This window comes from Gammaproteobacteria bacterium (assembly GCA_011682695.1).
Taxonomy (GTDB): domain Bacteria; phylum Actinomycetota; class Acidimicrobiia; order Spongiisociales; family UBA4744; genus BMS3Bbin01.
The window spans coordinates 1-22,465 of the sequence record JAACED010000023.1 but is presented as its reverse complement, the minus strand read 5'-3'; the positions used below and the strand labels follow the sequence as shown (position 1 = coordinate 22,465).

General features: G+C 63.4%; 15 protein-coding genes and 1 pseudogene. 10 read left to right on the top strand and 6 right to left on the bottom strand.

All coding sequences use genetic code 11. The features are described 5' to 3' along the window. Positions 1-402: 402 nt before the first annotated feature. On the bottom strand, positions 403-4,314 hold the full coding sequence (locus tag GWP04_06390) for a tetratricopeptide repeat protein (protein ID NIA25182.1): 3,912 nt from the start codon (positions 4,312-4,314) through the stop codon (positions 403-405). 260 nt (positions 4,315-4,574) lie between these two features. Here GWP04_06390 and GWP04_06385 point away from each other — a divergent pair, with 260 nt between their 5' ends. The 5 genes from GWP04_06385 to GWP04_06365 all read left to right on the top strand — a co-directional run bounded on the left by GWP04_06385 (position 4,575) and on the right by GWP04_06365 (position 10,274). Beyond that, a complete protein-coding gene (locus GWP04_06385; GenBank protein NIA25181.1) occupies positions 4,575-7,046 on the top strand; it encodes a hypothetical protein in 2,472 nt (823 codons plus the stop codon). 249 nt (positions 7,047-7,295) lie between these two features. Beyond that, a complete protein-coding gene (locus GWP04_06380; GenBank protein NIA25180.1) occupies positions 7,296-8,522 on the top strand; it encodes an MFS transporter in 1,227 nt (408 codons plus the stop codon). A 270-nt stretch (positions 8,523-8,792) separates the two neighbouring features. After that, positions 8,793-9,407 carry a TetR family transcriptional regulator gene (locus tag GWP04_06375; protein ID NIA25179.1) on the top strand — a complete coding sequence of 205 codons (615 nt, stop codon included), beginning with the start codon at positions 8,793-8,795 and terminating at the stop codon, positions 9,405-9,407. After that, entirely contained in the window at positions 9,404-9,649 is a 246-nt protein-coding gene (locus GWP04_06370; protein ID NIA25178.1) for an AraC family transcriptional regulator, read from the top strand. Before GWP04_06375 ends, GWP04_06370 begins: the two co-directional genes overlap by 4 nt. Before the next feature lie 4 nt (positions 9,650-9,653). Then, positions 9,654-10,274, top strand: a complete 621-nt coding sequence (locus GWP04_06365) for a hypothetical protein (protein ID NIA25177.1) — start codon at positions 9,654-9,656, stop codon at positions 10,272-10,274. Between the two features lie 73 nt (positions 10,275-10,347). Here GWP04_06365 and GWP04_06360 read toward each other — a convergent pair whose 3' ends face one another. Next, the gene (locus GWP04_06360; GenBank protein NIA25176.1) at positions 10,348-10,581 is read right to left on the bottom strand and encodes a hypothetical protein; all 234 of its coding nucleotides are present in this window, start codon (positions 10,579-10,581) and stop codon (positions 10,348-10,350) included. Between the two features lie 361 nt (positions 10,582-10,942). Here GWP04_06360 and GWP04_06355 point away from each other — a divergent pair, with 361 nt between their 5' ends. The 5 genes and pseudogenes from GWP04_06355 to GWP04_06335 all read left to right on the top strand — a co-directional run bounded on the left by GWP04_06355 (position 10,943) and on the right by GWP04_06335 (position 15,084). Next, positions 10,943-11,365 carry a hypothetical protein gene (locus tag GWP04_06355; GenBank protein NIA25175.1) on the top strand — a complete coding sequence of 141 codons (423 nt, stop codon included), beginning with the start codon at positions 10,943-10,945 and terminating at the stop codon, positions 11,363-11,365. 155 nt (positions 11,366-11,520) lie between these two features. Then, the gene (locus GWP04_06350; protein NIA25174.1) at positions 11,521-11,826 is read left to right on the top strand and encodes a hypothetical protein; all 306 of its coding nucleotides are present in this window, start codon (positions 11,521-11,523) and stop codon (positions 11,824-11,826) included. A 419-nt stretch (positions 11,827-12,245) separates the two neighbouring features. Beyond that, a complete protein-coding gene (locus GWP04_06345; protein ID NIA25173.1) occupies positions 12,246-14,369 on the top strand; it encodes an acetate--CoA ligase in 2,124 nt (707 codons plus the stop codon). Positions 14,370-14,785: 416 nt separating this feature from the next. Beyond that, a complete protein-coding gene (locus tag GWP04_06340; GenBank protein NIA25172.1) occupies positions 14,786-15,013 on the top strand; it encodes a hypothetical protein in 228 nt (75 codons plus the stop codon). Further along, positions 14,977-15,084 (top strand): annotated as a pseudogene (locus tag GWP04_06335) (DNA-binding response regulator). The gene GWP04_06340 and the pseudogene GWP04_06335 overlap by 37 nt, the downstream one beginning before the upstream one ends. A gap of 305 nt (positions 15,085-15,389) precedes the next feature. Here GWP04_06335 and GWP04_06330 read toward each other — a convergent pair. From GWP04_06330 to GWP04_06315, 4 genes are all read right to left on the bottom strand, one after another. Then, a complete protein-coding gene (locus GWP04_06330) occupies positions 15,390-17,576 on the bottom strand; it encodes a glycoside hydrolase family 31 (protein NIA25171.1) in 2,187 nt (728 codons plus the stop codon). After that, positions 17,573-18,742: a glycoside hydrolase family 15 gene (locus GWP04_06325; GenBank protein ID NIA25170.1), complete on the bottom strand. Its 1,170-nt coding sequence runs from the start codon at positions 18,740-18,742 to the stop codon at positions 17,573-17,575. The genes GWP04_06330 and GWP04_06325 overlap by 4 nt, the downstream gene beginning before the upstream one ends. Next, the gene (locus tag GWP04_06320; GenBank protein ID NIA25169.1) at positions 18,700-20,436 is read right to left on the bottom strand and encodes a hypothetical protein; all 1,737 of its coding nucleotides are present in this window, start codon (positions 20,434-20,436) and stop codon (positions 18,700-18,702) included. The genes GWP04_06325 and GWP04_06320 overlap by 43 nt, the downstream gene beginning before the upstream one ends. Next, the coding region (locus tag GWP04_06315; GenBank protein NIA25168.1) for a hypothetical protein at positions 20,433-22,465 on the bottom strand (2,033 nt) is incomplete at its 5' end. The genes GWP04_06320 and GWP04_06315, both read right to left, overlap by 4 nt.

The window sequence follows — 22,465 nt, the reverse complement described above, 5'->3', positions numbered from 1 at the left end:
ATTCACGCCGCTCTCGATCCCGCCAGTACGACACGGGTAGTGACGGAATCAGCGGCCTTGCGACTGACGTGCACGGCCACCGATCTACGCACCGGCACCGCTCAACAGACCCCTGGCTTGGGGCGGACGCTGCGCAGCCGAATCCCCCGGAGACGGCGGCAAGCTGTCAGCCCACTTGCTCAGTTCGCGGTGTTACCGGACCTCGGATCAGCTCATGTCGCTGATCGATGCCAAAGCGGGGAGAGCGGTGGCAAGGACGCTTGCCAGCGCCAGAACGAGCACGATGATACGACGGCGCATTGAGGGACCTCCTTGAGCCCGACTGCTGTTTCAGCGTCGAGTATGCGGAAAGCCCGTCTCTCAGATATCTCACGCGCTAGCGCCGGCCGGCCGAACCTTCCGTCATGACGCGCGAGGCCTTTGCCCCCGAGTGGCGAGGCGGTGGCCGGCGTTGCATAGAGCGGCCAGGTCACGGCCCACCGTTGAAGCGCTTACATTCAGCACTCCGGCCAACTGGTCCATTGAGGGCACGGCACCTTGGTCGTTGGCCTCGGTCATCAAGCGCCACAGTCGGCGGCGGCGACGGTCGATGGGGGAAGATACTTCTTCATCCTCGGGGTCCGTGACCGTCCATGTGACCTGCCGCAACTCGTCGTCGCCCAGGGCCCGGCCGATCGGAGTCCCGGCTGCCGGAAGCAGCACCTCAACGGTGTGCGGGGAGAACTGATTCCGCGCCGCCACGATCTCCCTGTGTTCGGGGACTCGCTCCAGGGCGCCTTCACGCTCTTCCGCCGGAAGTCCTTGGAGCGTCGCGTCGAGCAGCCTATGTGCCTCTGCTGCAGCACGACGGGCCTCTTGGCGTTCTCCGGCAGCCCTTGCGGCAACGGCATGACGGTGGTGGATCAAGTGGACGCGCTCGACCCCCGGCACGAGCTGCTCGACCGCTTGGCGAGTGACGGCAAGTGCTTCCTCCACATGCCCGGCGGCCAGCAGCGTGGCCCCGCGAATTGAGAGCAGCTCTACTGCCAGGGGCACAAGCCCTATCTCCACGCACAGCCGATCTGCCCGATCGAGAGCGACGAGAGCATCCTGGTGGTTGCCTGTGGTCAGGTGAAGGAGGGCAAGAGAGCGGAGGTGTTGGCCTTCGAGGAAGCGGTTTCCGGTCCCGGTGAGGGTCCGGAAGCTGTCTTCGAGCAGCCTCTCGGCCTCAGCAGGTCGGTCTTGGAGGAGGGCAACCCCCGCCAGGACCTCCATGCACTGCGCCTGGCGGGCCCGGTCCCCGATGTTCAAGAAGTGGGTCATTGCCCTCTGAGCGTCGGCCATGGCACGCCGGGAGTCACCGAGGAGGCTCTGGCGCACCGAGGCGGCGTTGACGCGGACCATCGCCTCCCCCCGAAGGTCGCCGAGTTCGGCGAAAATTCGCGCCGCTTGCTCATACCCGGAAAGGGCGTCTGCCACTTGACCGAGGAAGTAGTGCAGGTTGCTCTGATTCACCCGGTTGACTCCCTCCCCGTGCCGGTAGCCGATCTTCTGGCAGATCTCGATTGTCCGCCCGTAGTGGACAAGAGACCCGTCGGTGTCTCCCAGCTGACGAAGCGCTCGCGCCTTGCCGCCAAACACCTCGGCCTCTCCGCGCAGATCGCCCAGCTTCTCGAAGAGAGCGAGCGCACGTTCGAGGTGAGGGAGCGCCTCAGTCGACCGTTGCACTTCCACCAAAGTGCTACCCAACTCGGTATGGGCTTCGGCTCGCCGCCGGTCGTCGCCCCTCGCTGCCGCCACTGCCGCCTCGAGCTGGGACACCGCCTCCAAGGGATGCCCTGACCAACGTTGGCAGGTGCCAAGCGCCACCAGAGCCGCCGCCAACGCGCCTCGATCCCCCCGGCGACGCTCCACCTTCACCGACCGGCGCGCCGATTCCTCGGCCTCGGCGAAGCGTCCGGTGTGAGCGAGAAGCCAGGCCCTGCGCCGCTCGAGGTCGCCCCACAGGGAAGGCCTCGCCTCGACGAACGTCGCCATCTGCTCGATCACTTCGGCCTGTTCACTCCGACGCCCCAGCACGCTGAGGACGGCCTCGAGATGTCCCGCCAGCCGATACCGGTCCCCCGGCAACCACTTCGCGTTCGCGGCCGCTTCCTGGGCTGCCTGAAAGTGCTGACGGGCCGTCGCAAAGGCGTGGAGCTCCTCGGCCCGAATACCCGCTTCGAGCAGGAAGTGGGCGGCCCGCTCGGGAATCCCGCCCTCCCGATAGTGGTAGCCGATGGCGTCCACGTCTTCCGCGTCGATGTCGACCAGCGCCGCCGCCACCCGCCGGTGCAGCTCCACCCGATGGCCCTCGTCGAGGCTCTCATATACGACCTCGCGCACCAGATCGTGGGATACCCGGTAGCGGCTGTCGCCTTCCTCTCGGATAAGACCACGATGAATGAGATCGTCCATGGCATCCAAGACAGACGCCCGTGGAAGCCCGACAACAGCTGCCAGCATCGCCAGATCGACAGCGCCGCCGCACACGGCGGCGACCTTGAACACCGTATGAGCATGCTCGCCGAGTAAGGATATGCGGGCGTCGATCACCGACCTGACCCGTGGCGCGACTGCAATGGTCCGACCGGTGAGTTCTCGCTCGAGTACTCCGCCCGGATCACGGCCAACTTCGAACAGACCCTGATCGCGCAGAGCCAACAGAGTCTCCAACGTGAATAGAACGTTTCCTCCGGTCCGCCGATGCAGGCGGGCCGCCACCACCGGCTCCATACTCGTCAAACCCAGAATGGCTTTCACCATGTCGCCCAGTTCGAACACCGACAGGGGAGACAGCACGACCCGACCAAGACCGGCGACACGATCCAGGTCACGAAGCACATCCCACACTTCCGGATCGCCTCGACCCTCTTCGCTTCGATAGAGCAGCAGCACGAGGATTCGGGAATCGGCAAGCCGGGGTCCGAGCTGGGTGAGGACACCAAGCGTGTCCTGGTCGGCCCAGTGCACGTCGTCGACGATCACGAGGTGAGGAGCGATCCTGCCCAACGCTCCAAGCGTCAACACGAGCGCCTCCTGCATCCGTGTCGACTCCTCTGCCGGGCGAAGTGGAGTAGACGCGGATGACAGGAGGTTCTGCTTCCCCAGACGGGGCGCGAGCCGCATCGCCTCGGTCAACCAGACTGGTTCGAGTTGCTCAGAGAGCTGTTCGGCCCGGAGTGGACTGATCGACTCCAACACCTCGACGAGTGGGCCGAACGGACGCAACGTCCCCTGGACACAGGTTCCCCAACTGACCTCGAATCCACGCCAACGAGCCGCGTCCGCCGTCTCCAGCGCCAGCCGGGTCTTGCCGATTCCGGGTTCCCCCTCCACCAATACGACCCCGCCCGGCCCGGCCAACACCCGTTCCAGATGGCTGATGAGGCTGCGCCGTTCCTCTTCTCGTCCGACAAAGGGAATGCCCGACCGGCTCCCCAGAAGCGTCGCGCGCTCCTCCCCCTGCAACGGCCGAATTGCAGCACGACGCTGCCGGAGAATGCGCCGGTACAACTCGACAGTGGGCTCAGAAGGCTCCGTGCCCAGCTCCTCGGCCAACACCGACCGGCACCGTTCGAACTGCTGGACGGCGTCGCTGGTCCGCCCGAGCAAGAAGCAGAGGCGCATGACCTCCTGGTGCGCCTCTTCTCTGAGCGGATCGTGGTGGGTGAGTCGTCGCGCGTGGGCCAGCGCCTCCTCATAGGCACCCTGGGCCTTGGTCACCTCGACGAGACGGCTGAGGGCCACCAGGTAGCGCTGGCGGTAGTGATCCTGTTCGACCATCACCCAGTTGTCGAAAAACCCGGCCAGGAAGTCGCCTCGATACAGTTCCACACAGGCACGCAGGGCAGCAGCGTCACCGGCGCGCCCAAGCTGGGTGTCACGGCGAGAGATCTCCAGCGAATCGAAGAGGTGATCGAACTCCTCGACGTCCAACCAGTACGGTGTGGTGGTATCGAAGGCGAGCGTGTCGGCGGTGGTCGTCAAATGCGAAGCCGAACCATCGCTCACCGTATCCTGAATCTGCCACAAGGTATGGCTGAGGCGGCGCCGAGCCCTCCCCTCGGGGAGGTCGGGCCAGAAAGAACCGGCCAGCAAGTCACGCTGCAAAGGTCGGCCCCGATGCATCACCAGGTGAGCGAACAGCGAGCGTCCGACACGCGACGCGATGGGCGGTAACGCCTTGCCGGCACGTTCCATGAAGAAGCCTCCGAACAGGTACACCCGCAGTGGCTCCATTACACGCATCCAGGCCGTCAACCGATCCGCACCCTGAACGGGTGCAGGCTTCATGGGCACTCTAATAGCGACGCGAGGCGAACGCCGGGCGGCCCGATGACATACCGCCTGCCAGACCTCGAGCCAGGAACGCCGAGTGACCGGTTGAGGATGTTGCGATCGCCCCTCTGCACGGCTCCCACCGGTCGTTGCCCCGAGCAACGACGCCGCTTGCGGCGCCTGTGGAATCCATGAACAAAAGTGACCGTTCTCCCGACTTGGCCATCAAGACGATGTCTAGGCTTCGCGGTCGAGCTACCTGGGAGGGGCAGATCGTGAAACGCACCTCGATCATCTTGTTCTTGACATTCCTTCTCGTCATCTCCGGGGCCACTGTGGCGGCGGGAAAGCCATCCTCCGATCAACCGCCCGGCAACGGTGCGGTGACGATCGTTCGCGACGATTACGGCGTCCCACACGTATACGGGTCCACGATCGAATCGCTCTTCTACGGAGTCGGCTACGCCCAGGCACAAGACCGCCTCTGGCAAGCGGACATCCTCCGGCGTATCGGGACCGGAACTCTGGCCGAGTTCTTCGGCCCTGCATCCGTGGCAGGCGACATCCAGTCCCGGAAACTGTTCGGCCCGGCCGAACGGCGCGCAGCCCTCTACGCCGGAGCATCACCCGACGCTCAAGCGATGTTGCAGGCGTTTGCCGACGGGATGAACGCCTGGATCGATGAGGCGACCGCCAACGGTCAACTCCCGGTCGAATATGGCGCCTTCGGGCTGGCTCCGCGCCCATGGACCGTCGATGATTCGATCGGCACGTTCATGCTCCTCGCAAGCCAGTTCGGCTGGTTCGGCGGCGAAGAGCTGGACAATGCCCAGATGCTCGGCGATCTCGTGGCCACCCACGGCCCGTCGGAAGGGGCAGCGATGTTCGCCGATACACACTGGTCACACGACCCGGACGCTCCCACCACCGCGCCCGCCACTGGAGCGATCGGCACGGTCCGACACGGCGCCGGACCTCACGCCGAGTTGCCACACGGGATCGATACGGCCACCGCCGAGTTCGAAGCCGGCCGAAAGGCTTTGAGGAACAACCTCGACATGGCAGGGATACATCCTGGACCGGCTTCCAACGCCATCGTGCTGGCGCCCAAGCTGACCACAGACGGCCACGCACTTCTGTTCGGCGGACCGCAGATGGGCTACTCGGTCCCGCAGATCAACCACGAGATCGGCATCCACGGGGCCGGATTCGACGTGACCGGGATGGAGATTGCCGGCTGGCCGGGTACACCCATCGGAGTGGGCCGCGACTACGCCTGGACCCTCACCTCGGGATTCACCGACAACACCGACATCTACATGGAGACGGTGAACGGGGCCGGTCAATACCTGTTCGATGGTGATTGGCTGGATTACGACTGCCGCACCGAAACGATCAACGTGCGTGTCTCTTTATCGGTCGACACCGAGATATGTGAATCGATCCATGGTCCGGTGATGGGAACGGCTCCCGGTCTGGCGTTCACGCTCAAGACCCCCACCCGTGGGGAAGAGATGAACAGTCTCGAGGCGTGGACCAACCTGGGACGGGCCCGATCGATCGGCGACTTCGAGGAGTCGCTTACGAACATCGCCTACAACTTCAATGTTCTCTACGCCGATGCCCGCGGCAACATCGCCTACTGGCACATCGGGTCTATCCCGATCCGGGCCGACGGTGACGACCCCTGGCTGCCCCACGACGGCACCGGCGGCGCCGAATGGCAGGGATACGTCCCGTGGGACCAGATGCCCCACGCCTTGAATCCGGAGCGGGGCTGGATGGCCTCATGGAACAACAAGCCCACGCCTGGATGGGAGAACACGGTGGCCGGGTTCGGGACCTTCGGGCCTGTGCATCGAGTCAACACGCTGTTCAACCTGTTGGAACAGATCGAACCGAACAGTGCCGACATGGCAACGCTGAAATCGATCAACAAAACGGCGGGATGGACTACCGACACGCCGTCGGGGAGCGCAAAGACCGTATTCGTCTCGACACTCCTCGATGACCTGCTGGCTCATACGGATACCGGTGCCGACGCCCGGTTGCCCGGGATCGTGGCGATGCTCGACGGATGGGACTGGTCACAGGTCGACGCCAACGACGACGGTGTCTACGACAGCCCATCGGTGGCCGTGTTCAATACCTGGTGGAAGACGCTGGTCACCCAGATCTTCGCGGACGATCTGGGATCTGACCTCAATGGCAACGTGGCCGGCAATCTGATGGCCCGTCTGCTGGAGGATGACCCGGCTGTCCCGCTCCTCTACGACTACCTGAATGGTGAATCCGTAACGGACGCGGTCACCGCCGCTCTGGTCGATACCCTCGACGAGCTGAGTGTCGTGTATGACTCGCCGGACGCCGATACGTGGCTGCAACCGGTAGCCATGATCCATTGGAGTCCTCTCGGCGTAGGAACGGTGCCGGACACCATCTGGATGAACCGGGGCACGTACAACCAGATTGTCCACCTTGGGAGAGGACCGCACATGTACGGCGTCAACGTGATCGCTCCGGGGCAGAGTGGCGACCCCTTCAGCCCCCACTTCTCCGATCAACTGGCCTTGTACACCTCGTGGACGTACAAGCCGATGATCCTGGACCGCCAGGATCTGAGGGGACACACCGAGTCGGTCACCGTGCTGCGCACACCGAGGACCCAGACCTCGATTCGGCATAGGCACGGTCGTAACACCGGGTTCGATGCCGGCGTTGGACGGGCTCTCGTTGCAGCGGATTGACAGGTGCCGGCTGCCGACATCGAAGTGAGGAACGAGCATTCCGGGGCGCCTTGAAGGCGCCCCGGAATGTTTCTTCCCGAGGATCGAGCGCTGATCGGTACGCAGCGAAGCTCAGGTTTGCAGACACCTCGACGCTGAACCGGTCCGCCGTCGGTGCACGGGTGCCTGGACGCTCAGGGCCCGGAGGGCGACCGGCCAGGAGTCCGCCGTCCGCGTAGTGAGGAGAACGGGGGGGTTCTATCATGCGACATGGATCGCCCGGAAGCGTCATCTCTCGGATCGGGTTGGATCGTGCCGCTGTCGGCCACCGTGATGGTCGGATTCGGTGTGATCCTCTACGGATTCTCCGTCTATGTCACCGATCATGCGGCAGGAGGGGAGTTCTCGAAAACCGTTCTGTCGGTCGCGTACGGAGGTTCGGTGTTCGTGGGTGGTCTCCTCGCTCTCCCGGTGGGGCGGTATGCCGACAGGCACGGAGTACGGGCGGTGGTCGGTGTGGGAGCGCTACTCGGTTCCCTGGGTCTGATCGCCTTCTCGATCTCGACCCAGGCATGGCAGGTCATCGTCGCCTGGTGGCTGCTCATCGGACCTGCCCAAGCCATGATCTATTACGAACCGGCCTATGTCGCCATCAACCAGTGGACCCTTGCCCGCAACCGTGCCCGCGTGCTGGCCACCGTCACGCTGATCGGAGGTCTGGCCGGTATCGTGTTCATCCCACTCGCCGAGCGACTGGTGACTCTCCTGGGATGGCGGCCGGCGGTTCTCGTGCTGGCGTTGACGCTGCTCACCGTTGGTGAAGCTACCGCCCTGTTTGCCCTGCCACGACGGAGCCGCGATGCCGGTGAGGCTGCGACAGCGTCCGAGATGGGAATCTCGATCTCGGGCCTTTTTCGGGATCGTAGGTTCGTGCTGTACACGGTGGCGATGGCGGTCACCTTCATGGCCGCCCAGGGGGTCATCGCCCATCGTTTGACCCGTTTCGAAGAGGTCGGCTTCTCTCTGGCAACGGTTGCATTGTGGGCGGCCATCGCTTCGGCGATGAGCCTGCCCGGCCGTTGGATAGCCCCCATGCTGGCGGCACGGTTCGGAGCGACACGGGTCCAGGCAGGTGTCACCCTGATCGTGGCGCTCGGTGTCTTGTTGATGGTGAACGGCACACAGTCGTGGCAGATGGTCGGCCATTTCTCGTTGTTCGGCCTGGCATTCGGTGGGCTTCTCCCACTGCGTGCCATGGTCATGGCCGATTGGTACTCGGGACCCGCCTACGGACGGATCATGGGCACCCAATGGACCATTGCCGTCCTGGTCGGCGCGAGCGGCCCCGCCCTCGTCGGTGTGTTGCGCGACATCACGGGTGATTACCAATCGGCGATCGTGGTGCTCACGGCGCTGCTTCTGGTAGGGATGGTGGCAATCGTGGCCAGCGGCCGGGCGCAACCCGGTAGCACAAGCACACAAGGCCATGTTTCGTAGCGATGGCGCTCGCCCTGTCGAATAACGTCGAGCCGAACTGCCCGATCGAGAACACCCTGCGCGGGCTGCCGGCCGCCGACCATAAGAAGGTTGAACCGGTCCGAGTTCGCCGGAGGCTCTGCTGTCGCTCCGCTTTGGCAGAGACCCGCCCGCCGATCTGAGTCCGGTGAGGCCCTCTTCGGTGCGACGTCGGATCCCCCCTGGACATCTCATGCCAACCGACATATGCTGAGTACTCACTCACTGAGTTCATACTCAACAAGGAGAGGGATGGACGGCCAGGCCGGTACCCGTAGCGAGAGGAAACAGCAGACTCGGTTGTTGCTGATCGAGACGGCCCATGATCTGATGGCCGAGAAGGGCATCATCGCCACCCGCACAATCGATGTGGCGGAACGAGCCGGGGTGGCCCACGGGACGGTGTTCGTGCACTTCTCGACCAGGGAGGACCTGATCGCGGCGGTCGTGGGCGTGTATGCGGGACGGATCGCCAAACGTTCGCACGAGTTGGCCGGCGAGGGAACCACGGTACGCGATGTGCTGACCGCTCACCTCGCGGGACTCGCCGAGGACGAGGCCTTCTATTCCCGTTTGGTGATGGAGGGCCCGCTCCTGCCGCCCTATGCCCGCGCCACGCTGCTGGGAATGCAATCGGCGATCTCTGCCCACCTGGCCAACGTGGCGGAACAGGAGATGGCAGCCGGTGAGATCCGGCGCATGCCTATCTCCCTGCTGTTCAACACTTGGCTGGGTCTTGTCCACCACTACCTCGGAGGCCGGGACCTGTTCGCCCCCGGGCAGTCGGTCGTGGAGCGGTGGGGCCCGACGTTGCTGGATCACTACTTGGGGCTGCTACGTCCCGACGGAGAAGGAGGAGAAGTATGACGACGACCCAATGCATCTCGTGTGGCATGCCGATGAGCAAGCCCGAGGACCACGCCGTAGGCGACCCGACCAAGGACTACTGCCTGCACTGCGCTCGCCCCGACGGCACGATGCGGTCGCGACAGGAGACCCGCGAGGGTTGGACCGCCTTCATGGTGAAGACCCAGGGCATCGACGAGACCGCCGCCCGCCAGGCGGTGGAGGAGATGATGGCCAGGTTGCCGGCCTGGAAGGAGAACTGAGGACATGCCCAAGCTCGACCTGAAGAAGGAGTACCGCCAGTTCTACAACCCTTCCGGAAAGGAAGGCTCGATCGTCGACGTACCCGAGATGCAGTTCCTGATGATCGACGGTTCCGGCGACCCGAACACGTCGACTGCCTACCGGGAGGCCCTCGAGGCTCTCTATGCGATGTCCTACACGCTGAAGTTCCTGAGCAAGAGGACCGAAGGCATCGACTACGTGGTCATGGCTCTCGAGGGCCTGTGGTGGACCGACGACATGGCCGAGTTCTCGATGGATAACAAGACGGCGTGGAAATGGACGTCGATGATGATGCAACCCGATCACATCACCGTCGCCCACTTCGAAACTGCGATCGAAGAGGTGCGCCACAAGAAAGACCCACCGGCCCTCGACAGGATGCGGTTCGAGTCGTTCCGAGAGGGCCTCTCTGTCCAGATCATGCACATTGGCCCCTATGCCGAGGAGGGCCCTACCATCGCACGGCTCCACCAGTTCGCCGCCGATCACCGCTACCGGTTGCGGGGCAAACACCATGAGATCTACCTGAGCGATCCGCGCCGGACCGCACCCGACAGGCTGCGGACGGTGATCAGGCAACCCGTGGAGGTGGTGTCCGAGTAAGCAACCGAGATGAAACCAGACTCGAAATCGCCGAAAGGCCCGTCTGGGTTCCCGCCGTGGGCCGGGTGGGGTGTCAGGGGGTGATGTCGAGGGTGTGGATGATGGTGGGAATGGTGTAGGTGGCGGTCATAGCTTGGGCGCCCGCGGGGATATCGAGGTCGGGGTCGGGTTCGAGCAGTGTGCTGGTTTCGGCGATGAGGTGTCCTCGGGTGTCGAGGGTGATGGTGTCCCGTGTCCGGAAGGTGCCGTTACAGGTGACGGCGAGCGTGACAGGCATCCCCGCGTGCACAATCGCAGGTGTTCGCAAGGCCACAGTCCATTTCGTCCATCGACAGTGTGCGCGGGTGGTATATTGAACTGCGGTGATCGTTTCCGGTACTACACATGGCATCGACATATCTGGTCAGCAACCACGGCCACGGGCACCTCGCCAGGGAAGGGCAGACCGCCGTCACGGTTTCGGAGCACATCAGGCCCCCCACGCACAAGGGCGGGACGATCTACCCGGGAACCAGAAGGCGCTGTTCGGCGAATACACGGACGAGCGAGTTACTGCGATGACCCCCATGACAACCTTCCGGTGATCCGAACCCGGACATCACGGGCTGGTACTGGGGTCAGTGGAGGTCACGCTCCGGCAAGCCTCGACGTCTGAGATGGAGGCATGAATGAAGACGATGATCGTGCTTGTAGTGGCTGTGGCGACACTGGTGGGGTTCTCGGCTGCGGCTGTCGGTACGACCGCACCGGCGAGTGTCGCCGATCAGAGGGTGGCAGTGTTGGGGTCCGCGGCGGCGGGTGAGGGGTTGGAGTCACAGGCCGGGATCCTTGCCGACGGGGAGGTGACGTTCACCGAGTATGGGCAGGCTGTGCAAGCCACGGTCGATTGCCTCGAGGCTGTCGGGTACGAGGCCCACGCCGACCTGGCACCCGGAGCCGGCGGGTTCTCGATCACCATCGCGAGTCCAGGGTCCCCGCAGGTCGATGCCGCTCAGGAGGCGATGGCTCCTCTCGACGCCGCCTACGATGCCTGTGACAGGCAGTACAAGCGACTCGTCGAGGGCGTGTACCGGACCGGTTCGGCGAAATGATCCTGTCTGCCCTTCCGGACGGCCGCATCTCAGGCCGGCGTCTGCTATTGGAACGCAGGAAAGCCGGTCGGCCTGCAAGGCGCCTCGTACTGGTGCTGGGTGTGATACTGGTGGCTTCGGCCTGTCAGGGGGCCGTACCGTCCGACCCTCAGGCCGTGCATTCCTGCGATCGGCTGGTCGATGTAGCGATGGCTTCGGCTGAAACTCTCATCACCGCCAGCGCTGACCTCACCCAAGCCGACTTCGATGGCGCAACTCCGCCCGCCGTGATGGTGCAGCGACAGTATCGGGACCGAACCGACGCCATCAGACGGCGCACCCTTCAACTGGGATGCGACAACCAGGCCCTCCTCGATACGTACCGCACGCGAGTTCTCGACCTTACCCCCAAGACCGACGGAGGTCTCCCCGCACAACAACTCGCCCTCCTGCTTCCACCATTCAGAACAACTGCACCCTGATAGACGGAACACGAGGCAGGAGCGAGGACGAAGGGAACAGAAGGCTCGCCCTCCGCGAAGCGGTGGGAAGCCTCCCCTCCATGTGTCGGACTCGCCCACCAAACGATCTGATCAACGGCCGGATCCGACTCATCGATCCCGACCAACTCGAGGAGGTGAGCCGAGCATTCGGGCCGGCAATCGGCTAGAAAGAGCCCGGCGAGGCAGGCGCGGCATCACCCATGTTGGCGACGTCCCGGGACGTGACCGGTGCGACGCCGGCTCTCCAAGATGAGAAGTGGGGCAGGAATCCACCTCCTGGACCCGAGGCCGAGAGTTCTGGCAGGACGGCATCACCCAGCGACGCAGTCCTCCTGCCAGAACTCAAGAGACGAATCAGGATGGGACCTTGGAGCCGTCCTTTCAGAGGAGGCGCAGCAATGGAAAACGATCAGGTCGCCCAGGAATCGCAGGTCTCGGAGTCACAAATCGCCGTTCATTGGCGCGAGGAGGAGTACTACTACCCTCCCGCGAAGTTCATCGCTCAAGCGAACGGCGCCGATCCTGCAATCTTCGAGCGATTCGGCGAGGAGCACTTTCCCGAGTGTTTCAAGGAATACGCCGACCTGCTCACCTGGGACACCTACTGGCACACGACGCTGGACACCAGCGACGCGCCGCTTTGGAAGTGGTTCACCGGTGGGAAGCTGAACGCCTCCTACAACTGTGTCGACCGCCACCTGGCGACCAGTCGCAACAAGGCGGCCTTCATCTGGGTGCCCGAGCCAGAGACCGAAGAAACCAACGTGATCACCTACCAGGAGCTCTACAAGCGCATCAACGAGTTCGCCGCTCTCCTGCGCGGCTTCGCTGATGTCAAGGTCGGTGACCGGGTGACGTTCCACCTGCCGATGGTCCCCGAGTTGCCCGTCTCCATGCTCGCCTGCGCCCGTCTCGGCGTCATCCATTCCGAAGTCTTTGGCGGATTCAGCGGCGAGGCCTGTGGAGAGCGTATCGCCGACTCGGAGAGCCACATCCTGGTGACAATGGACGGCTACTACCGCAATGGTGAGCTGATCGACCACAAGGTCAAAGCCGACGAGGCGGTGGCAGCGGCCCGCGAACGCGGTGTCGAAGTCGACAAGGTGCTGGTCTGGCGGCGACATCCCGGCCAGTACGCGTCGAAGAGCCCTATGGTCGAGGGGCGAGACTTCTTCGTCGACCAACTCCTACAGGACTACCGAGGGAAGGTGATCGACCCGGTCTCGATGCCGGCAGAAGCCCCGCTATTCCTCATGTACACGAGCGGCACCACGGCGCGGCCCAAGGGGTGCCAGCACAGCACTGGCGGTTACCTGTCCTACGTCGCCGGCACGTCGAAGTACTACCAGGACATCCACCCCGAGGACACCTACTGGTGCTTTGCGGACATCGGGTGGATCACCGGTCACTCCTACATCGTTTATGGCCCTCTGGCGCTCGGGACGACAAGCGTGCTGTACGAGGGAGCCCCTGCGTATCCGGACGCGGGTCGGCCCTGGCGGATCGCCGAGCGGCTCGGCGTGAACATCTTTCACACCGCCCCAACGACGATCCGGATGCTGCGCAAGCTCGGCCCGGAGGAACCGAAGAAATACGACTACCACTTCAAGCACATGACGACGGTGGGTGAGCCGATCGAGCCCGATGTCTGGCGCTGGTACCACGATGTCGTCGGCAAAGGCGAAGCGGTCATCGTCGACACCTGGTGGCAGACCGAGAACGGCGGCTTCCTCGGCAGCACCCTGCCTGCCCTCCAGCCGATGAAGCCTGGCAGCTGCGGCCCTGGAGTCCTCGGGATCTACCCCGTGATCTACGACGACGACGACAACGCAGTCGAGGCCGGAAGCGGCCGGGCCGGGAACATCTGCATCCGCAACCCGTGGCCCGGCATCTTCCAGACGATCTGGAGACAACCCGACCGATTCGTCGAGACCTACTACGAGAGGTACTGCCGGGACAAAGACAGCAAGGACTGGCGCGACTGGCCGTATCTGGCCGGCGACGCCGCCGTCCAAGCAGCCGACGGCTACTTCCGGATCCTTGGCCGAATTGACGACGTCATCAACGTCGCGGGACACCGGCTGGGGACCAAAGAGCTCGAGTCGGCGAGCATGACCGTCGAGGAGATCGGCGAGGCGGCCGCCGTCCCGGTGATGGATGAGATCCGCGGCCGGGCCGTGGAAATGTACATCTCGTTGAGACCGGGGCTCACTCCGAGCAAAGACATAGAGGCCAAGGTAGCCAAGGCGATTGAGACCAAGATCGGAAAGATCGCGCGACCGAAGAACGTCTGGATAGTCCCGGACATGCCCAAGACCCGCTCCGGAAAGATCATGCGCAGGGTTATCGCTGGAATCTCCAATTTCGCCGATGTCGGGGATACGACAACGTTGTCGAACCCCGAGGTCGTCGAGGACATCCGCCACCATGTCCAGAGTGAGAAGCTGGCCCGTGGCGAGGTTCCGCGCGAGCTGTCGGTGCAGGAAGTAGAAGAGATCAAGGCGTTCGGTCACGCCGAGTAGCTGCGCTCACCGGCCCTGAACACCAGACTCCGAGAAGCCGGTTACGGAGAGCCCGAGGCGTGGAGGCACACGCGTCACCACACGGGCACTGCGCCGACTGCATGTGCCGGAACCACGTGACCGACGGCGGCCACCGCCGTTCTCCGATCCTTCCGACGACGGCACCTGCCCGGCCCTGCTGCCAAGCATGTACCCGCAACCGCTATCGCTCGCAGGGGGTGCCCATGTGAAACGACCTGGCCAGGCAACGGATCCAGGTGTCCTTCCACTCGGATCTTCGGGATCCAGCTCAACCAGCGAGGGAGGTACCAGTTGCGATCCCCGAGCAATGCCATGGCGGCAGGCACCAGGACCGAGCGAACAATGGTCGCGTCCAGAATCACCGCAGCGCCCAGTCGCGATTGGTGGCTTTGGCCATGGAACTCGGCATGGCAAAGGAGAAGCTCGACACAGACCCTGCGAGCGCCGCCGTGTTGATGGACCTGGCCCACCAACATGCCAAACAGGCCATCGTCGAACTACGGGACCTCGCGCGTGACATTCACCGGGTCATCCTCACGGACCGGGGGCTCGATGCCGCCCTCTCGGCGCTGACCGGCCAGTCACCGGTGCGGTGGAGAAACACATCTCATCCATCTTCATGAAGCTCGCCCTGCTCCCGGCTCCAGACGACCACCGCAGAGTGCTGGCGGTTCTGACGTACCTGAAGCGCTGACAAGAACGCAGTCGAACGGTCCGCCCCGACTCGGGGCCGTGTCTCCGATGTCTACGGCCGGCTCACCGGTCTTGCAGGGCATCCTTGATCGACCCGACGATCAGATCCGCTTCGCTGCTCAAGGATCTTCAGACTCCAGGAATCCGCAACAGAGGCCCTTTGCATGTCCTCCGGGTTTCCGCCCGATTCGTCTCGCATCAGAGAAGACCACACGGGTGGCGAAGACACCACACACCAGCTCCATCGACCACCAGGCTCCCTCGGCAGCCGAAGATTGACCTGGCATGGACAGCCGGCGATGGCGGTTAGGTGATAAGTCCGAGTTCACATCGCAGTTCGGCCGCTGCTTCGGCGGCAACGAATACCGGGATAGAGCTAAGTGGTACTTCTCTGTCGACGATCACAGGTCCTTCGAGGGCGTCTCCGCTCCACAGATCGATCCATTGTCCGGCGGGGAGGTACACATCTGTTCTGGAGACGTCGGGTTCGGTGACCGGCGCAACGATCAGGTGACGTCCCAGCCGGTATTGGAGGGGATGGGCCCAGGCTTCCTCGTCTGTCGGGTCGTCGAAGGCGAGTGGCCGCATCAGGGGTAACGCCTCCGAAACGGCGTAGCCTGCCTCTCGGTCGAGGTAGGGAACAAGCCGGTCGCGGAGCCGGGCGTACTGGCGGTAGATGGAGATGACGCGTGATTCGCCGGTTCGGGCGGCGATGTTCCATGGGGTGCGGTCTCGTGACGGGCTGCGGTGTTCGTTGTATTCGGAGTGGTACTGCATGATGGGGCAGAAACAAGCCATCGCCGCCGACCGCAGGTAGAGCTCAGCGCTGGGGATCTCTCCCGAGAACCCGGCGATATCCCACCCCCAGAAGAAGATCCCGGATACGCCTGCCTGCTGGCCGGCGATGATGGCTGCCCGCAACGCCTCCCACGTCGAGTCCTCGTCACCTGCCCAGAAAGCTGGATAGCGGGTGGAGCCGGTGAATCCAGAGCGGCTGAAGGTGATTCCGTCGGAGCGGTATCGCGCCAGGAGGTCGTGGTAGGCAGCCTGGTAGTGGACCGGGTATTCGTTGTTGACCTCAGCTCCGCTGCGTCCGTCGGCATAGCGTAGGTTGTCGCCCCACGGGTGTTCGCCCCCGTCGGTCTTGAACCCGTTGACACCCATTTCCTCGACCAGGTACCGCCTCTTGGCGATCCACCATTCGCGAGCTTCGGGGTTGGTGAAGTCGACAACTACGGCTTGCGGGAACCATCCTCCCTGGTTCAGATACGCCTGGCCGTCGCTGCGTCGCACCGCGTAGCCCCGACGTATCATCACCTCTCGGTCGTGGACGGCCTGACCGGTCAGATCACACCGCCGTTTGAGCAGCGGTACCTGCCACAGCACGACACGGATATCACGTCCGTGGAGGGAGTCGATCATTCCCTGCGGGTCGGGCCATGCCCCGTCTGTCGGATACCGGAAGTCGGCCAGTCGGTGGGGCGACCCGTCGGGATGCGGCTCATAAACGGCGTCACGGAAGATGGCAAAGCCGGCTTCGTCGCTCCACGCTTCAATGACAACCACGCCGACCGGGATGCCATGCTCTTGGCTTCGTTCGACCTCGGTAAGGACACGTTGTTGAGTGTTCCATTCATTGCCGCTCATCCAAGGGCGGAATACCCATGCGGGCGGCGCCACTGCCGGGCCAGTCTGATCGAGGAACTCGGCGAGAACCTGTTGAGGAGTGCCACTGTAAAGGACGAGGCGGAGACGCGGATCGACAGGGTCCAGGTCGGCTTCGATCCACAATCGGCCTGGTTCAGTGGCCCCGACATCGAACCAGGTCCGTCGCGAAGTTGCCACCCATGCTCCCCATCCACCGCTGCTGATGAAGAACGGGATGGGAAGGTAGGTGCGGGAGCCTTCCCATTGCCGTTTGTACGGTTCGAACACTCGGATGTCGAGCCGGTTGCCCCGCTGGTCGATCCGGTCGTAGCGCTCACCAAAACCGATCAGTCGTTCTCTCGGCTGTAGTCGCACCGCGAACCGGACTCGATGTACCCCTTCGCTGCTCCGCAGCCAGGACAGGCTCGCGGTTTCGAGCCTGTCCACTCGCTCCTGGGACGTAAGGGCGGGTTGCAGCGTCAGCTCGGCACCCAAGTTCCCCTTGTCGATCGTCCATCCACCGCCCGTCGCCCATTCGGCGACAGGTGCCCGATGCCACCGTGTGCGAGTCGATCCGTCAGCGGCGATGATCCGGTATCGGAGCACGGCGCCTGCCGCAGGAGCAGTCAGATGTGTGACCCAGCGTCGACGGCCACGCCGGTCGAGTCCGTGGTCGCTCATCTCGACCGATCCACCGTCGCCGAGCTCGACCACTGCCCGGGTCAGGGTGGGGTGGCTGGTGGCCCGGATCTCGACCTGCCGGCCGGCCAATGGCAGCAGCGGAACACGTTGCTCATCGTTCGGATCGTAGGGGTGCCCTCGCCCTTCGGGTCGATGTCGAATCATCGTTTCTGGTTGAGTTCTCGGTACAGGTTCAGGTACATGGCATGTGACCAGAGCAGTGGTGTCGCCACCGGCCCCCACCTCTGCTGCCATTCTTCGAGGTGTTCGGGGTGGAGAAGGTGGGTGCTCACCTGCTCGGGAAGCCACCCATCATCGGTGGCCTGATCCACCACGAATTGCAGCTTGGCTCGAGCCCCATCCCTGTTCCCCACTGCCACCATGTACGATCCGAGGATCGCTGTCAATAGCACCCACTCACCGCCGCCGAAGAAGGTGTCGTGGATGTGACGATGCATCCCATCGTCGACCAGTTGGTTGGATAGCTCGACAACGGTGGCTTGCATCAAGGGGTCCTCCGGTGTGAACAGACCATAAGGGATCGCACAGAACAGGAGGCTGGCGTCGATGTCGCGACCTCCCAACCACTTCACCAGATGGCCATCCAGAGTCCCCTGCTCCCGGACTCGTGTCTCGATGGCAGCGACCACAGTTTCGGCACTGGATCGAACCTCGGCGGACACGCCCGGCCACTGTGCGGCGACCCGCAGCCCGGCGGCGACTGCGGCCAGCGTTGCCACGTGGATCTGGTCACCGTTCTCCTCCCAGCAGTCATAACAGGGGAGATCCCAGAACGCGATCAGGTAGCGGGCGGTTGCCTCGACGGCAAGGGTAAACCGTTCGGCCTCGGCGTCACGTGTTGAGCGTGCGAGGTGGCCGCCCAGCCCCCAAAGCCAGGCACCATATCCATCGAGCTGGTGGTTCCACCATTCGTCACTCGTCTCGTCGCCACCGACCGTGTAGCGGATGTGGAGATACTCGTGTTCCTTGATGCTCTCGCCGGCCTGGTGGCGTCGTACCAGATCGTCGATGCGCTCGACGCGCGCCTCCACGACCCGGCGGCACCAATCGAAGAAGGCGGAGGCACTCTCGAGATGACCGGCCCGGCTCATGGCATCGGCGATGAATGCGCCATCGCGCAGCCAGCTGTAGCCGTACACCTGGAAGTTGGGTGATGCCACGTAGGCACCGGTGGACGCCTGGTTGGCAAGGATGATCTCGACACTCCGTTCGGCGAGGCCGGCCAATCGATCCGAACCGGTCTGCCCCATCCCTTGTCCCGCTTCCGTCATCGGGACCAGCCCGAACGCCGCCACCAGACAGCGGACCAAGAGACGACTCTAGGGATCCGGAACATCAAGAAGCGGCCGGCGTCCTCATCGACGACCTCGAACGGGATTGGCCTGGCGATGCCGATGTCGTCGTCTGGTGTGTCCCACCACACGCCGTCAATGTCGCCGGTGAGCCGCACCCGAACCTCGATGTCCTCGAGCGGCCGGGGAGGCTCGGGATGGCCGGTGTTCCATTCGTCGCTCTCCAACCCCCGCAGGTTCACCAGCTGCAATGACACGACATCGTTGCTGTCGCGGCCGGTGACCCAGAGCGAGTCGAGCCGGGCCCCGGCTCCGTAGCTGTCCAGTTCGGAATGGTTGAGCAGAATCACCTCATTGGTGGGACCGACATGTGTCCAAGCGATATCAGGCCCAGAGGCACCATGGAGAATGGCGGTGTTTCGCACGATGAAGTCGGAATAGCTTCGGAGCACGGCGAACTCACTTGGTTCGAGTCTCCCGTAGTTCGGGTAATAGGCTTCAGTGAGCAGGCCGTCTCCTTCCCCGGCGATGAGATGGAACCCGCCACTGGCGTTGATCACAGCCGAAGCGAGCCGGAACGCTCTGAGCGCTCCTGCGGTGCGACCGTCCACCGGGTGAAACGGACGTAGATACGCGGCGAGGATCACCTGCTTTTCGGGGCGGAGACGACGTGCTTGCCGGACAACCTCGTAGAGATCCCGATAGGTGGAGTTGGGCTCCCATACCTCGACATAGGTCGCAGCGTCCGCGCCGGCTCGCACCATTTCATCCACGGGCCAAGCGTTGACACAGTTGAAGATCGACCCTCCCTCGGGCCGAATTCCCAGCAGCATCGACGCCGCCTCCTCGACAAAACCGGGAAACTCGTCAGCGACATCGACCTCCCGCCAGGAGCCCGAAGCCCGCGACAGCGCCCGCTTGGGGAACCCGTACTGGTCGATGTGGATACCGTCGAAATCGAGTTCGACGACCGCCTGACGATACTGGTCGAGAATCCATGCGCGCCAACCCGAGCCTTCGCTGAAGTCCTGTAGATAGAACACATCCGCCAATTTCAGCGGCTGCTCCGCACCGTCGTACAACAGCCACTCCGGATGTTCCCCACTGAAATCTTCCTCAGCGCCATACAGGGCGCCATAGGCGAGAGCGCTCATGCCACGGCGGTGCACCAGGTCCACTTTCCTACGCACCACCGCATGCGACAGGCGACGACCAAGCGGATCGGTGAACTCCTCAGTCGCCGGCAGGAACGAGTGGTGAGAGGCCATCCAGTCGTAGAACTGAACCACGTTGACATGCAGCTTGAGCAGGTCGTCGGCCCGTCGCTCTGATTCGACCGGCGGCTCGTCGGGGGCGAAATCGGCGAAGAACCCGTAACGGGGCGCCGCCGACCAGTGGCCGGCGACGTCGAAGGCGGTCGTTGCGCGAACCTGCGTCTCCGTGCAGGCCGCGGTCACCTCAACCGCGTACCCCACTGTGCCACCATCAGCCAACCCAACAGGTGGCAAGGTGACCGACACCTCGGCTCCCCCGACACCGTCCCCTCCGATCTCGAGTTGGTGATCGAACCGGGTCACTTCCTCCCCGCCGCAGAAGACCCGACCAACGATCGGCAACGTGCCGGGCTCTACGCCCGACACGCTCACCCACACGCCGACCGTGTCCTGAGGGTGAAACTGGGCTCGGGTAGGCCAGACATCGAGGAGCATCATCGAACGACTCCAACGACGATCATGTCCCAATACTCCAGTCTGGGCACGATGAACTCGACGTAGGCGCCACCGACATCGGACCCGGTCGAATAGGACAGGTCCTCGTAGGCGCCCTGGTCCGTATCCGGCGAGGCGACTTGAACGCCGCTCACCGTTCCTGTTCCGTAGTAGTACTTGACCGTGAAATCTGTTTCAGTAGTCGGTTTCGGCATATCCGCGTTAGGGTCGCGCCATTCGTTGGTTGTTGCGCTCAACAGGTTGAGGAGATGCAGGATGTCGTATCCATCTTTCTCTCTGGCGAAGGTCCAGACAGTTCCGCCAGTCCCGTCGGTGCTAGTTGTGATCGCCGGCAGGTCGATGGTCCGGGTGTTGTCCACAAGGTTTGGGTCGTAAAGGAGATTCGCGTTGGCGACCGCGAAGTCGTAGAGGTCTCGTACCGCTGAGCGCAGCGTTGCGCTCATCTCGACATTCAATGCCGGGAAGTACTCGTTGGACAGCATCTGTAGACCTTCACCGAGTTCGAAGTGGCCCCCGCCACCAGCGGTGAGCAGCGAGTCGAGGAAACGCACTCCCGGATCGTTGAACAGCTTCTGAGGGATCGTGGTCGTCTTGGCGTATTCGTAGTCGAGATACGCCGCGAACACCGTCGGCTTGCCGGTGGTATCCCAGTTACTGTCGAGGATGTCCTTGAGATCCCCGTACGTCGTCTGTCCGAGAGTCTCCCACGCCTCGACGTAGTTGAACTCCAGGTCTGCTGCATCGTGGACGTCGGTGGAGAAGTTGGCGACAGCGTTGAAAGTCAGCTTCTTATCCGGCAGCGCAACTGCGGCCGCGGCGAGAAAATCGCTGATGCCGACGTCATTGTCCAAAAGGTTCCCGGCACAGTCATAGACGGTTCCGACATCGCCGAAGCTGTCGACGTGCCAGCCATCGAACGGGTAGACGTCCATGGCATCCGTTTCCCGATTGAAAATGTAGGTCTGCCAGTCGGTGTCAGCGGGGTTGAACCAGTACATCCGAGGAGTTGCCCAACCCTCCGGAAGGTCGAAACCGGCCTGATCCGTGCAGTTGTTGGCCCACCACATACCCCAGTGGTAGTCGACACCCGAACCGTCTTCTCCATAGCCATCCCAAGCCCCGTAGGCGAGGTTGTAGTTCTGGGCGACCATGTTGTAGTCATGGGCGCCATCGATCTGGTTCGTCACAGTTTCCCCGCTTGTGAACCGTCCTTGGATGTCCTCCCAACTGGCATCCGGTTCGAGCACCGTCCCTGCCAGAGGCACATGGTGCATCCACTGCCAGTCGTAGAACTGGAGGCCATTGACGTGGAAGTCGTTGAGTCGCGCCATCCGGTAGTCGCTCTCGGCAGGGTTCTGGGTCGGATAGTTGGTCATGAACCCGTATCTCGGATAGCGAGCCCAGTCCGACGACACGTCGACTGCTGAAGCGGCGGTGTCCAAGACCACGCCGTTCCCATCGGTGAGCGTGAAGTCGAGCCTGTAGCCGTTGTAGTCGGTTGTGGGCGGATTCCAGATGAACTTGAATATCCCAGTCTGGCCCGGATCCAGCGACAGGAGCTCGGTTTGACTGAGCGCCACCGTCGAACCCTGCTGAGTGAAGTCCACCTGGAGAGTGGCGTCGACAATGGGAATCCCGACCCGGTTGCCGACGGTGACGCTGATCTCCACCGGGTCCCCGGGCGAGTAGCGGGCCTCGTCGGTGGCAACGTTCTGAATGTAACTTCCCTCCTCGTTGCCGTAGAGCCAAGCTTCGCCTTCATCGGTGAGCCGGTAGTGGATCTGGAAGAGGTCGTCGTCGTACCAGGTGTCGGTGACCGAGTCGTGGTAGACGATCACGATCTGCATGTACGCCCAGGATCCCATGACGGGTGTTCCCGTGCTGGCGAACGCCGAGAGCGGAATGACGGCCTCGATTCGACCAGTGTCGGTGTCCCATTGGGGGGCGATGACACTGGTGATGTTGGAGTCCCAGGTCCAGCTCCCCAAGTTGACATAGAAGTGGCTCAAGT

Excerpts from the sequence above, each read along its gene's own strand:
- GWP04_06390 (NIA25182.1), bottom strand. The coding sequence starts at position 4,314 with ATGAAGCCTGCACCCGTTCAGGGTGCGGATCGGTTGACGGCCTGGATG.
- GWP04_06380 (NIA25180.1), top strand. The coding sequence starts at position 7,296 with ATGGATCGCCCGGAAGCGTCATCTCTCGGATCGGGTTGGATCGTGCCG.
- GWP04_06375 (NIA25179.1), top strand. The coding sequence starts at position 8,793 with ATGGACGGCCAGGCCGGTACCCGTAGCGAGAGGAAACAGCAGACTCGG.
- GWP04_06370 (NIA25178.1), top strand. The coding sequence starts at position 9,404 with ATGACGACGACCCAATGCATCTCGTGTGGCATGCCGATGAGCAAGCCC.
- GWP04_06365 (NIA25177.1), top strand. The coding sequence starts at position 9,654 with ATGCCCAAGCTCGACCTGAAGAAGGAGTACCGCCAGTTCTACAACCCT.
- GWP04_06355 (NIA25175.1), top strand. The coding sequence starts at position 10,943 with ATGAAGACGATGATCGTGCTTGTAGTGGCTGTGGCGACACTGGTGGGG.
- GWP04_06345 (NIA25173.1), top strand. The coding sequence starts at position 12,246 with ATGGAAAACGATCAGGTCGCCCAGGAATCGCAGGTCTCGGAGTCACAA.
- GWP04_06340 (NIA25172.1), top strand. The coding sequence starts at position 14,786 with ATGGAACTCGGCATGGCAAAGGAGAAGCTCGACACAGACCCTGCGAGC.
- GWP04_06330 (NIA25171.1), bottom strand. The coding sequence starts at position 17,576 with ATGATTCGACATCGACCCGAAGGGCGAGGGCACCCCTACGATCCGAAC.
- GWP04_06320 (NIA25169.1), bottom strand. The coding sequence starts at position 20,436 with ATGATGCTCCTCGATGTCTGGCCTACCCGAGCCCAGTTTCACCCTCAG.